This is a genomic window from Curvibacter sp. APW13, assembly GCF_032337135.1.
Lineage (GTDB): Bacteria > Pseudomonadota > Gammaproteobacteria > Burkholderiales > Burkholderiaceae_C > Allorhodoferax.
The window spans coordinates 47,199-59,577 of sequence record NZ_JAVXZZ010000006.1 but is presented as its reverse complement, the minus strand read 5'-3'; the positions used below and the strand labels follow the sequence as shown (position 1 = coordinate 59,577).

Below are 12,379 nucleotides of genomic sequence, written 5' to 3'. Positions count from 1 at the left end.
TTAAACCGCGAACCGCAAGCCACCGCGGCCCATTGGTATATTTACGTACTTTCCTGCATGACCCAAAGGGCGCCCGCTTTGCTGAGCTTTACCAACGCAGGGCTGACCCGCGGCACCACCCTGGTGTTTGACGGCCTGACCCTGCACCTGAACGAACGCCGCATCGGCCTCATTGGCGACAACGGTGCGGGCAAGAGCAGTCTGTTTCGCCTGGCCTGCGGTCTCGATGCACCCCAGACCGGCAGTGTCACGGTGCAGGGCGAGGAGGCCTTTCGCATCAACACCCGCAAGCCCAACTGCGTGGGCATGATGTTCCAGAACCCCGACGACCAGATCATTTTCCCCACGGTGGAGGAAGAGCTGGCACTGGGGCTGACCGCCACCGGCACACCGCGTCGCGACGCCATTGGGCAGGCCCGCAGCTTTCTTGACACGCGCGGCCTGCAGGATTGGGCGGATCGTTCGGTCAACAGCCTGAGCCAGGGCCAGCGCCAGCATGTGTGCTGGCTGGCCATCCTGCTGAGCAGCCCGTCCCTGGTGTTGTTGGACGAGCCCTTTGCCAGCCTGGACCTGCCTAGCCAGGCGCTGCTGCACGAGGACATGGCGCGTGTGCCGCAGCCGATCATCGTCTCCACCCACCTGCTGGAGCACCTGCACGACTTCGACCGCGTGGTCTGGCTCGACAAGGGCCGCGTGCGTGCCGATGGCCGCCCCGCGGCCGTCTGCGCCGCCTACCGGGCCGATGTGCGCCAGCGCATCGCCGACCGCACCGCCACCGTCAGCTGACCCATGGGCAGCCTCTACAGCGAACACCGCACCTGGCTGCACGGCATCGGCGCCGGCTGGAAGCTCGCAGCCCTGCTGGTGCTGGGCACGGGCATCTTCTGGCTTTCCTCCCCTGCATGGCTGGGTATCGCGTTCGGATTGGCCTGCCTGCTCTACCTGTCCCTGGGGCGTTCCATGGCGCACGGGCTGCGCCTGATCCGCGCCCTGCTCATCGCCAGCGCACTGGTGCTGGGCTTCCATGCCCTCTTCGGCGAACCCCTGGTGGGCGTGGTCAGCGTGCTGCGCATGGCGAGTGCCACCGTGCTGGGCATTGCCCTGACGCTGACCACCCGCAGCGCCGCGCTGCAAGCCGTGCTGGAGCGGGTGCTGCAACCGCTGCAGCATGTAGGCCTGCGCACCGAGCGGTTCGCGCTGGGCATGGCGCTGATGCTGCGCTTCATCGAGCATTTCTTCGTGGTCTGGAGCCGGCTGGACGACGCCCACCGCCTGCGCACCGGCAAGCCCGGCGGCTTTCGCCTGCTGGCACCACTGACCATCCAGATGCTGCAGACCGCCCGGCGCGTTGCCGATACACTCGACCTCCGCCTGGGCGACTGACCCGCGCCCGTACGTTGCTGTCAGCCAGTCGCAGGCCAGCCTCTGCGACAATTAACGTTGACGTAAACGTCAACTTGTTTCACCCGTTGGAAGACCACAAGACCATGACCCGTACCCGCAACCAATCGATCGCCCTCGTAGCACTGTTTGCCGCCCTGATGGCCGTGCTGGGCCTCATCCCCAAGATCGACCTGCCCTTTGGCGTACCGATCACCATGCAGACCCTGGGCGTGATGCTGGCCGGTTGCCTGCTGGGCCCGCGCCTGGCGCTGCAGGCGTTGGCGCTGTTCCTCGCCGCCGTGGCCATGGGCCTGCCTCTGCTCTCGGGCGGACGCGGGGGTCTGGGCGTGTTTATGGCACCCTCCGCCGGCTACCTGCTGGCCTTCCCCATTGGCGCGCTCGTCACGGGCCTGGTGATGCAGATGCTGCCCACGGATTCGCCCCGCACGGTGGCTGGCAGCGCCTTTGTGGCCTCGCTGGTGGGCGGTTTGCTGGTAGTGCATGTGAGCGGCGTACTCGGCCTCATGGGCATTGCCGGCATGGACCTGAAGAAGGCCGCTCTGGCCACGCTTGCGTTTGTGCCCGGTGACCTGATCAAGTGCGTGCTGACCGCTGCCGTCTGCCACACGGTGGCCCGCGGTCTGCCCGACTGGCAGTTCGGCAAGCAACGCGCCTGATGCCCGCGCCCACCCCGGAGCTGGTGCACAGCCGCCTGGCGCGCTGGGCCCGGGAGCGGGGTAGCCAAACAGCCATCCAAAGCGACGCCGGTCAGCTGGACTTTGCCACGCTGGCCCAGGCCGTGGAAGACCACGCCGAGGCCCTGGCAGAGCAGCGCGCCCCGGCCACCGTGCTGCAGGACGCCCGCGCCCCACTGCCGCAGCGCCTGGTGGCTTTTCTGGGCACCATTGCCAGTGGACGCTGCGCTGCAGTCAGTGACCCACTATGGCCACCGGCCGTGCTGCAAGCCGTGCAGAGCCTGCTGCCCACCGCCCCCTGCGACTGCCCTCCCCCCACGCCGCTGACGCCCTTCTATACCGGGTTCACCTCGGGCAGTACCGGTCTGCCCAAGGGCTTTCGGCGCCACCACCGTTCCTGGACCGAAAGTTTCGACCTGTGCCTGCAGACCTTCGGGCGTGCTGCAGGCCAGACCATTCTGGCACCGGGGCGCGACTCCCATTCGCTGTTCCTGTTCGGCATGCTGCTGGGTCTGTGGACCGGGGCGGGCGTGGTGGTGCAGGAGCAGTTTTCGGCCCCCGCCACGCTGGACACCCTGCGCAGCGGCCAGACCCCCTGCCTGGTCGCCGTGCCCAGCCAGCTGCTGCTGATGCTGGAATGGGCGCAGCACCGCCAGCTGGCACCCATTGCCGCCACGCGGCTGATCCTGATCAGCGGTGCGCGCTGGCCGCGTGCGCGCACGGCCGAGCTGCAGGCCCTGTTTCCGCAGGCCCGCATCATCGAGTTCTACGGTGCGTCGGAAACCAGTTTCATTGCCTGGACCGACTCGCAGCCCGACCTGCCCGACGACGTGGTAGGCACACCCTTTGCCACGGTGGAGATTGACGTACGCGGCGCCAGCCCCGACAGCCCCGAGGGGCTGATCTACGTGCGCAGTCCCATGGTCTTCATGGACTACGTGGGCAACGCCAATGACCACACGGCCGCGCTGCGCGATGGCGACTGGGTCTGCGTGCGCGACCTCGGCACCCTGGACGCCCTAGGCCGCCTGCACGTGGCCGGGCGCGAAAGCCGCATGCTGGTCACCTTGGCCAAGAAGCTGTTCCCGGAAGAGTTGGAAACCGTGCTTGAAGCCCACCCGGCCATCGCGCGCGCATCGGTGCACGGCCTGCCCGACGCCGCGCGCGGCGTGCAGGTGGTGGCGGTACTGCAATGGGCCAACGCTGCAACCGAACGCCCCTCCCTGCAGGCACTGCAGGCTTGGTGCCGCGCGCGGCTCGAAGCCTACAAGCTGCCGCGGCACCTGTGGGTGGCCACGCAATGGCGTTTCACCGCCAGCGGCAAGACCGACCACCGCGCCCTGGGCCTGGCGCTGGACCAGCACCGACAGGCCCCGCAGGAGATTCCATGGCTGAGCCCCTGGCATTGATCGCAGCATGGGCGCGCAGTGCCGTGGCACCCCACGGCGGCGCGTTCCGCGCGCTGGCGGCGCACGACATCGGCACACCGGTACTGCAGGCCCTGCTGCAGCGCGCCGGTGTCGCACCCGAGGCGGTCGACGCCGTGGTGCTGGGCAATGCATTGGGGGCCGGTGGCAACCCGGCGCGCATGCTGGCCTTGGCAGCCGGTTTGCCGGACCGCTGTGCCGCCCTGTCGGTCGACACGCAATGCTGTGCTGGGCTCGATGCTGTTGCCGTAGGTGTCGGCCTGATCGCCAGCGGACAGGCACAGGTGGTGGTTGCCGGTGGGGCCGAGGCCTGGTCGCGTGCCCCGATCCGCCAGCACCGCCCACTGAGCCCCGATGAGCCCGCCGTGCCCTACGAGCGCCCAGCCTTTGCACCTGACCCCGCGCGGGACCCCGACCTGCTGCAGGCCGCCGCCGACTATGCCGCCGCGGAGGGTGTCACACGAATGGAGCAGGACCGCTACGCGCTGGAGAGCCATGCCAAGGCCCTGGCCCAGCGTGAGGCCTTGGCGGCAGAAATCGTTCCAGTCGCAGGCCTGGCACACGACGCCTACCCGCGTGCCATGGGCGCAGCCATGGCCGCGCGCCTGCCCGTGCAGGCCCGAAGCGCCGAGGCCACGAGCGCGGACTGCGCCGTTAGCACGTTGGCCATCTCGCCCCGCGCAGACGGCGCGGCGCTGGTGCTGCTGATGAGCCCGATGGCTGCCCGACGCCTGGGTATCGAAGCCAGGGCACAGTGGGTCGCGAGCGCCTCGGTGGGGGCCGATCCGGCCATGCCCTTGCTGGCAGCGGAAAGCGCGGCCCATGAGGCACTGCGGCGCAGTGGCATCGCTTCCCCCCAAGCCCTGGATGTGGTGGAACTGCACGATGCCTTTGCCGTGCAGGGCTTGGCCTTCTGCCGCGGCCTCGGGCTGTCCACCGATACGGTTAACCGGCGCGGTGGCGGCATTGCACGCGGCCACCCCATTGGTGCTTCGGGAGCGATGGCGCTGGTGCGGGTACTGGGCGACCTGCAGCAGCAGGGGCGCGGCGGAGCGAATGGACTGGCCGCAGTGGCAGGAGCCGGTGGCATCGGCGCGGCCACCGTGGTGCGCTGGCTGTGAACTAGCCGACGACCCGGAAGAATTCGTCCAGCCCAATGCGCTCGGTGCGCGTGCGGTTGGCGGGGTGCTCGGCGTCGGCATACCCCAGTGCCAGACCGCACACGATGTGCGTGCTCTCCCCCAGCCCCAGGTGCCTGCGCACGATGTCGGGATAGCACGCGAGTGCACCGATGGCGCAGGTGGCGAGCCCGTGGGCCTGGGCGGAGAGCATCAAGCCGTGGAGCAGTAGCCCCAAGTCCAGGTAGGCCCCGCTGCCGAATCGGCTCTCGATGGTGACAACGAGCGCCACCGGCGCATCGAAGAAGCGGAAGTTGCGCGCGAACTGCGCATCCCGCGCCGCACGGTCGCTGCGGGCAATGCCCAGGCTGTCGTACAGGGCCCGCGCAGCGCCGACACGGCGGCGCTGCAGTTCAGCCGTCAGGGGCTCGGAGCAATAGACGTAGTCTTCGTCCCATGGCGCCCCGGCCAGGTAGGACTGCGCCAGCTCGGCACTCAGCGCGGACCGCACGTCTCCGCACACCTGCACGAAGCCACCAGGCTGCAGATTGGAGGCGCTGGGAGCTTGGCGTGCCTCCTGCAACAGCTGTACCAGCAGTTTCGGCTCCACCGGCTGCGGCGTGTAGGCCCGCACCGAACTGCGCTGCGCCAGCCCGGTCGCCCAGGCTTGCGAATCAGTAGCCACGGTCCATGTCCACCACGCCAGCAACGGCCTGACCACACTCCAGCGCCTCGATCTTGCGGGCAATCTGGGCGATGCTCTCGCTGCGCAGGGTGCGGGCCGAGGTGTGGGGGGTAATGGCGATCTTCGGGTGGGCCCAGAACGGGTGGCCCTTGGGCAGGGGCTCGGTGCGAAACACGTCGAGCTGGGCACCGGCCAGGTGGCCGCTGTCGATGAGCGCAATGAGGTCAGCGTCCACCAGGTGGGCGCCACGCGCCACGTTGATGACATAGCCCCCCGACTGTAGCCGCCCCAGGGTGTCGGCGTTGAGGATGTTCTCGGTCTCGGGGGTGAGGGGCAGCAGGCAAACGACCACGCGCGTGGCTGCCAGGAAGTCGTTCAGCTGGGCCTTGCCGTGGTAGCAAGCCACTCCGCTGATGTCCTTCGGGGTCTGGCTCCAACCGTTCACCGGGAAGTCGAACTGGGTCAGGGTACGGGCCACGCGCTCGCCCAGCACACCCAGGCCCAGCACGCCGACGGGAAACTCGGCGCGGCTGCGCGGCTTGCGGAACGACCACTTGCCGTTGTCGGTATCGCGGTCATAGGCATCGAATTCCCGGAAGTGGCGAATGACGGCGTGGCATACGTACTCGGCCATCTGCACCGACATGCCGGCGTCGTCGAGACGGATGACGGGCACATGGGGCGGCAGGCGCAGTTTCAGGATGGCATCCACCCCGGCACCCGTGTTGAAGATGGCCTTGAGGTGCGGGCCCTGCTCGTCAAGCAGTTGCTGCGGCGGCTTCCAGACCACAGCGTAGTCAGCCGGGGGGCCCCCCGGCTCCCACAAAGTGACCTCGGCGCCGGGAATCGCCGCCTGCAGGCCCGGAATCCAGCTGGCGGCATCCATGTCCGCCGAACAATAGGTAATGCGCAATGTCGACATGCCGGCATTTTCCACCGAATGCGGCAGCTCCCGCCCCCTCTCCCGCGACCGCAGGGCCTTGCCTTGTGGGCACGGCCCGGTTTGCGCCACGCCAGCTCAGGCGGCGGTGAGCTTGAGCAGTTCGGCGCCCTCGGTGACCTGGTCACCCGGTGCAAACAGCAACTCGGCCACCACGCCGTCAGCCGGGGCGGCAATGGTGTGCTCCATCTTCATGGCTTCCATGACCGCCAGGGGCTGCCCCTTCTTGACGGCATCACCCGCCTTGACGGCAAAGGACACCACCTTGCCCGGCATGGGGGCCGTGAGGCGGCCGCCTTCTCCAGCGCTTTCGCCGGCGTGGGCCAGCACGTCAGTCGCTACGATAGTTGTAGCGCCTTGCGCAGTGAATACCTGGACTACCTCGCCATTTCGGTACACATGCACGAGCGCACGGCGCGCACCATGCTGCACCTCGATGGCACCAGCCGGTGCGGCGCGGAACTGCAAGGGGTGGCTAGCGCCTGCGACCTGCAGGCTGCGTTGCAGGCTGCCCGCACCGTGCACGGTGGTCAGCTGTGCCTGCAGCGGCTCGCCCGCATACTCCAGCGCAAAGGTGCGCTCGGCATCGCCATGGGAATGCCAGCCGTCGCGCTGGGCCCAGGGGTCCACCCAGCCGCTGGCGTCGGCCGTGCGGGCCTGCGCGGCTTCGGCCAGCAAGGTGTCCGCCACCAGAGCTGCCGTGGCGAAGGGCAGGCCCACCTTGTCCTGCTTGAACAGCACCTCCGACTCGCGCGGAATCAGGGCGGTGTCGAGCTTGGCCTGCGCAAACGAGGCACTGGTGGTGACATGGCGCAGGAACTGCACGTTGGTGGTCAGGCCCACGATGTGGGTCTGGGCCAGCGCGCTGTCCAGGCGCGCAAGTGCTTCGTCCCGGGTGCGGCCGTGGACGATGAGCTTGGCCACCATGGAGTCGTAGAAGGGGCTGATGGCATCGCCCTGGCGCACGCCCGAGTCCACACGCACACCACAGGGCGCGCGCTCGAACGTGACGTGCGGCGGCAGGCCATACACATGCAGCGTGCCGGTGGCTGGCAGGAAGTTGTTGTCGGGGTTCTCGGCGCAGATGCGGGCTTCGATGGCGTGGCCCTGGATGCGCAGGTCTTCCTGTCGCAACGGCAGCGGCTCGCCAGCGGCGACACGCAACTGCCACTCCACGAGGTCCAGGCCGGTGATGGCCTCGGTCACCGGATGCTCCACCTGCAGTCGGGTGTTCATTTCCATGAAGTAGAACTTCATCTGCTCGGGGGCGTCGTAGCCACCGGGCTGTTCGACGATGAATTCCACCGTGCCCGCCCCCACGTACTTCACGGCGCGGGCCGCGGCCACGGCCGCCTCGCCCATCTGGTGGCGCAGGGTTTCGGTCATGCCGGGGGCCGGAGCCTCTTCCAGCACCTTCTGGTGGCGGCGCTGCACCGAGCAGTCGCGCTCGAACAGGTAGACGTAGTTGCCGTGGGTGTCGCCGAATACCTGGATCTCGATGTGGCGCGGGCGCTGCACGTACTTCTCGATCAACACCGCGTCGTCGCCGAAGCTGTTGATGGCTTCGCGCTTGCACGAGGCCAGGGCTGCGGCAAAGTCTTCCGACTTGTCCACAGCGCGCATGCCCTTGCCACCGCCGCCCGCGCTGGCCTTGATGAGCACAGGGTAGCCGATGCGGTCAGCCTCGGCCTGCAGCAGCGCCGGATCCTGGTTGGCACCGTGGTAGCCGGGTACCAGGGGCACGTTGGCCGCTTCCATCAGGCGCTTGGATTCGGCCTTGAGGCCCATGTCCTTGATGGCCGACGCCGGCGGGCCGATGAACACCAGCCCCGCAGCAGCGCATGCCTGGGCAAAGTCTTCGTTCTCGCTCAGGAAGCCGTAACCGGGGTGGATGGCCTGGGCTCCGGTGGCCTTGGCGGCCTCGATGATGCGCTCCCAGCGCAGGTAGCTTTCCTTGGGCGCGCTGCCTCCGATGTGCACCGCCTCATCGCATGCCGCCACGTGCTTGGCATACGCGTCGGTATCGGAATACACGGCCACCGTCTGGATGGCCATGGCACGGGCGGTGGCGGCTACGCGGCAGGCGATTTCTCCGCGATTTGCAATGAGGATTTTCTTAAACATGCTGTGTCTCCATCGCGGAAAAATCGCCTGCGTGCGCTACGCGCACCATGCAATTTGGCTTCGCCGCTGCGCCGCGTTGCGGCTGGTCACCGCGATTGGCAATGAGGATCTTCTTGAACATTTTTGCTACTCCCATTACATCCGGAACACGCCGAACTTCACGTCCTCGACCGGTGCGTTGAGTGCGGTCGACAGGCCCAGGGCCAGCACGCGGCGGGTGTCGGCGGGGTCGATGATGCCGTCGTCCCACAGGCGGGCGGTGGCGAAGTAGGGGTGGCCCTGCACTTCGTACTGCTGGCGGATCGGGGCCTTGAAGGCTTCTTCCTCCTCGGCACTCCAGTTGCCGCCCTTGGCTTCTATGCCATCGCGGCGCACCGTGGCCAGCACGCTGGCGGCCTGCTCGCCGCCCATGACGCTGATGCGTGCGTTCGGCCACATCCACAGGAAGCGGGGCGAGTAGGCCCGGCCGCACATGCCGTAGTTGCCGGCCCCGAAGCTGCCACCAATGATGATGGTGAACTTGGGCACATTGGCGGTAGCCACGGCTGTCACCATTTTGGCGCCATTGCGGGCGATGCCCTCGTTCTCGTACTTGCGCCCGACCATGAAGCCGGTGATGTTCTGCAGGAACACCAGCGGAATCTTGCGCTGGCAGCACAGTTCGATGAAATGCGCGCCCTTCAGGGCCGACTCGGAAAACAGGATGCCGTTGTTGGCGATGATGCCCACCGGCATGCCTTCGATGTGTGCAAAGCCGCACACCAGGGTGGTGCCGTAGCGCGGCTTGAATTCGTGCATCTCCGATCCATCGACGATGCGGGCAATGATCTCGCGGACATCGAAGGGCTTGCGGGTGTCGGTGGGGATCACGCCGTACAGCTCTTCTGCTGCATATTTGGGAGCTACCGGCGCCTTGACGGCGGCGGCAACGGTCTTCTTGCGGTTCAGGTTAGCGACCGCTTCACGTGCCAGCGAAAGCGCATGCAGGTCGTTCTGCGCCAGGTGGTCCGCCACGCCCGAGAGGCGCGTGTGCACGTCGCCACCGCCGAGGTCTTCCGCACTCACCACCTCGCCAGTAGCGGCCTTCACCAGCGGCGGGCCACCGAGGAAGATGGTGCCCTGGTTCTTGACGATGATGGTCTCGTCGCTCATGGCCGGCACATAGGCGCCACCGGCCGTGCACGAGCCCATGACCACCGCAATCTGGGCGATGCCCTGCGCGCTCATGTTGGCCTGGTTGAAGAAGATGCGGCCAAAGTGGTCGCGGTCAGGAAACACTTCGTCCTGGTTCGGTAGGTTGGCGCCGCCCGAGTCCACCAGGTAGATGCAAGGCAGGTTGTTCTGCGCGGCCACTTCCTGGGCGCGCAGGTGCTTCTTCACCGTCATGGGGTAATAGGTGCCGCCCTTCACGGTGGCGTCGTTGCAGACGATCATGCAGTCCACGCCCGAGACGCGGCCAATGCCGACAATGACACCGGCGCAGGGCGCGCTGTCGCTGCCGTCGCGGTCCGGGTACATGCCCAGCGCGGCCAGCGGCGACAGCTCCAGGAAGGGGGTGCCAGGGTCCAGCAGCATTCCCACGCGATCACGCGGCAACAGTTTTCCGCGGGCGGTGTGCTTGGCACGGGCGGCTTCACCCCCCCCCTGTTCCACCTGGGCGATCTTGGCGTTCAGGTCGGCCACCAGGGCGCGCATGGCCGTGGCGTTGGCCTGAAAGTCGCTGGCGCGCGGATTGAGTTTCGATTCCAGTGCGGGCATGAATAGGCTTTCGAAAGTGGAAACAGTGGTCCCAAGCGTAGTACGAAGCGGGACATTACGCCTGTCACGCTGGTTGCAAAAGGTGCCACAATTACTGTAGCCATGTCTAGCCAGCCTTCTTCCCGCCCGCAGGCGATCAGCAATGCCCGCGCAGAGACGCCGATTGCTTTCGTTCGCGCTATCGTCCAGGCCTACCAGAGGCGGGGAATGGACCCTTCCGGTGCCTTGGCGCGGGCACAAATTGCGCCACACACCCTGGAAAACCCGCAGCAGCGCATCACCACCTTGCAGATGGAATGGGTTTCCGCTGCCGCAATGGAGGAGTTGGACGATGAGGCGCTGGGCTGGTTTGAGCGACGCCTGCCTTGGGGGAGCTATGGCATGTTGGTGCGCGCCTCGCTCACCGCCCCGACATTGGGGGTGGCTCTGGGGCGATGGTGCCGCCACCATGGGCTACTGACCGAACGCATTGCCCTGTCCTTGAACGTTGACCAGGGCGTGGCCAGCCTGCAAATGCGCGAGCGCCAGCCGCTAGGGGAGTGGCAAGAATTCTGTGTGGTGTCCACGCTGCGCAATGCATTGGGGGTGGCCTGTTGGCTCACGGACTCTCGCATCCCATTGTTGCGCACCCAGTTGGGGTATGGTGCACCAGCCCATGCATCCAGCTACCGCGTGCTGTTCGACGGCCCGTGCGAGTTCGATGCGCCGCAGCATGGACTGCAGTTTGACGCGGGATACCTGGCCTTGCCGGTGCGCCGAGATGAAGCCGCTTTGCAACGCATGCTGCAGCGCGCGCTGCTACTGACCGTACGCCCCTATCGGCGTGACCGATTGCTGGTGGACAAGGTGCGGCAAGCCCTGTTGCAGCAGCCTGTGCTGCAGCGCAATGCGGACCACCTGGCGACATGGCTAGCCATGTCGCCGCGCACCCTGCATCGTCAATTGCGTGAAGAAGGCGCGAGCCTGCAGGCGATCAAGGATGCAGTGCGCCGGGACATCGCCTGCGGGCTGCTGTTACGCAGCCGCAAGCCCGTCAAACAAATCGCCCAGGAGGCTGGCTTTGCCAGTGAAAAGAGCTTCATGCGCGCCTTCAAGGGCTGGACCGGACAGACGCCCGAGCAGTACCGATCGCAATCGGGAACGTCCGCTCAGACGCGGTAGCGATCGGACGCACTGCCCAGGCGCGCCTGGATGGCGTCGGCAATGGCAGGCAGAGGCAGGACCTCATCCGCAGCACCTGCAGCAATGGCCTCGCGCGGCATGCCGAAGACAATGCACGTAGCCTCGTCCTGGCAGATGTTGTAGCTTCCGCTGTCCTTCATGACCTTCATGGCCCTGGCACCATCATTGCCCATGCCGGTCAGCATAACGCCTACGGCGTTGGCACCCGCCGCCTTTGCCACCGACAGGAACAGCACCTCGACCGAGGGTTTGTGCCGGTTCACAGGCTCCCCATCTTCGACCACACAGACATAGTTGGCGCCATTGCGCCCGACACTGAACTGCTTGCCTCCAGGCGCAATGTAGGCGTGCCCCGGAAGGATACGCTCACCATTGCGTGCCTCCTGCACGGCGATTTGGCACAAGCCATTGAGTCGGGCTGCAAAGCTCGTGGTAAAACCCGGCGGCATGTGCTGGGTGATGACGATGCCCGGGGCATTGGCTGGCATCTTGACCAGAACGTCCTTGATGGCCTCGGTACCCCCCGTGGACGCGCCAATGGCAATGAGTTTTTCGGTGGAGATGCGAGAAGCCAGGGACCACTGCCGTACCGGCGCTGGGGTTTCTCCCGCTGCCGGTGCACTCACGGCGGCGGGGCGTGCTATGCGATGCACATGGGCCGCATTGGCAATGCGAATCTTGTCCACGATCTGGCTGGACAGCTCGCGCAGCCCCTCCGCCAGGCCGATGCGCGGCTTGGCCACAAAATCGATGGCGCCCAGCTCCAAGGCACGCATCGTGACTTCAGCCCCACGCTGGGTCAGGGTGGACAGCATGACGACGGGCATTGGCCGCAGTCGCATCAGGCGTTCCAGGAAATCCAGCCCATCCATCTTGGGCATTTCGACATCGAGCGTGATGACGTCCGGATTCAATTCGCGGATCATCTCCCGCGCGATCAGGGGATCATTGGCAACCCCGACACACTCCATGTCCGTCTGACGATTGATGATCTCCGACACCAGGGACCGGACCAAGGCCGAGTCATCGACCACTACAACACGTATTTTCTTGCTCACACATCACCC

Annotated in this window: 12 protein-coding genes; 6 read left to right on the top strand and 6 right to left on the bottom strand. The window is 66.7% G+C overall.

Annotation, left to right across the window (positions count from 1 at the left end; all coding sequences use genetic code 11):
- Window positions 1-57 precede the first annotated feature (57 nt).
- The 5 genes from RQP54_RS18815 (at window position 58) to RQP54_RS18795 (ending at window position 4,626) form a co-directional block, all read left to right on the top strand.
- Window positions 58-786: an ABC transporter ATP-binding protein gene (locus RQP54_RS18815; protein WP_315680033.1), complete on the top strand. Its 729-nt coding sequence runs from the start codon at window positions 58-60 to the stop codon at window positions 784-786.
- 3 nt (window positions 787-789) lie between these two features.
- The gene (locus RQP54_RS18810) at window positions 790-1,383 is read left to right on the top strand and encodes an energy-coupling factor transporter transmembrane protein EcfT (protein ID WP_315680032.1); all 594 of its coding nucleotides are present in this window, start codon (window positions 790-792) and stop codon (window positions 1,381-1,383) included.
- A gap of 104 nt (window positions 1,384-1,487) precedes the next feature.
- A complete protein-coding gene (locus RQP54_RS18805; protein ID WP_315680031.1) occupies window positions 1,488-2,060 on the top strand; it encodes a biotin transporter BioY in 573 nt (190 codons plus the stop codon).
- The gene (locus RQP54_RS18800; RefSeq protein ID WP_315680029.1) at window positions 2,060-3,487 is read left to right on the top strand and encodes an AMP-binding protein; all 1,428 of its coding nucleotides are present in this window, start codon (window positions 2,060-2,062) and stop codon (window positions 3,485-3,487) included. Before RQP54_RS18805 ends, RQP54_RS18800 begins: the two co-directional genes overlap by 1 nt.
- Window positions 3,466-4,626, top strand: a complete 1,161-nt coding sequence (locus tag RQP54_RS18795; protein WP_315680027.1) for a thiolase family protein — start codon at window positions 3,466-3,468, stop codon at window positions 4,624-4,626. The genes RQP54_RS18800 and RQP54_RS18795 overlap by 22 nt, the downstream gene beginning before the upstream one ends.
- Before the next feature lies 1 nt (window position 4,627).
- On the opposite strand, the gene RQP54_RS18790 is transcribed toward RQP54_RS18795, so the two are convergent.
- From RQP54_RS18790 to RQP54_RS18770, 5 genes are all read right to left on the bottom strand, one after another.
- On the bottom strand, window positions 4,628-5,308 hold the full coding sequence (locus RQP54_RS18790; protein WP_315680026.1) for a nitroreductase family protein: 681 nt from the start codon (window positions 5,306-5,308) through the stop codon (window positions 4,628-4,630).
- Window positions 5,298-6,221, bottom strand: a complete 924-nt coding sequence (locus RQP54_RS18785; RefSeq protein ID WP_315680144.1) for a glyoxylate/hydroxypyruvate reductase A — start codon at window positions 6,219-6,221, stop codon at window positions 5,298-5,300. Before RQP54_RS18785 ends, RQP54_RS18790 begins: the two co-directional genes overlap by 11 nt.
- A 105-nt stretch (window positions 6,222-6,326) precedes the next feature.
- Window positions 6,327-8,372 (bottom strand): acetyl/propionyl/methylcrotonyl-CoA carboxylase subunit alpha, encoded by a 2,046-nt coding sequence (locus tag RQP54_RS18780; protein ID WP_315680024.1) that lies wholly within the window; start codon window positions 8,370-8,372, stop codon window positions 6,327-6,329.
- Window positions 8,365-8,493 (bottom strand): hypothetical protein, encoded by a 129-nt coding sequence (locus tag RQP54_RS18775; protein WP_315680022.1) that lies wholly within the window; start codon window positions 8,491-8,493, stop codon window positions 8,365-8,367. The genes RQP54_RS18780 and RQP54_RS18775 overlap by 8 nt, the downstream gene beginning before the upstream one ends.
- Before the next feature lie 14 nt (window positions 8,494-8,507).
- Complete coding sequence (locus tag RQP54_RS18770; protein WP_315680020.1) at window positions 8,508-10,130, bottom strand: carboxyl transferase domain-containing protein; 1,623 nt, start codon at window positions 10,128-10,130, stop codon at window positions 8,508-8,510.
- Between the two features lie 102 nt (window positions 10,131-10,232).
- Between RQP54_RS18770 and RQP54_RS18765 the strand changes: the two genes are divergently transcribed.
- Window positions 10,233-11,291 carry an AraC family transcriptional regulator gene (locus tag RQP54_RS18765; protein ID WP_315680019.1) on the top strand — a complete coding sequence of 353 codons (1,059 nt, stop codon included), beginning with the start codon at window positions 10,233-10,235 and terminating at the stop codon, window positions 11,289-11,291.
- On the opposite strand, the gene RQP54_RS18760 is transcribed toward RQP54_RS18765, so the two are convergent.
- The gene (locus RQP54_RS18760; RefSeq protein ID WP_315680018.1) at window positions 11,279-12,370 is read right to left on the bottom strand and encodes a chemotaxis response regulator protein-glutamate methylesterase; all 1,092 of its coding nucleotides are present in this window, start codon (window positions 12,368-12,370) and stop codon (window positions 11,279-11,281) included. The genes RQP54_RS18765 and RQP54_RS18760 overlap by 13 nt on opposite strands.
- Window positions 12,371-12,379: the final 9 nt, after the last annotated feature.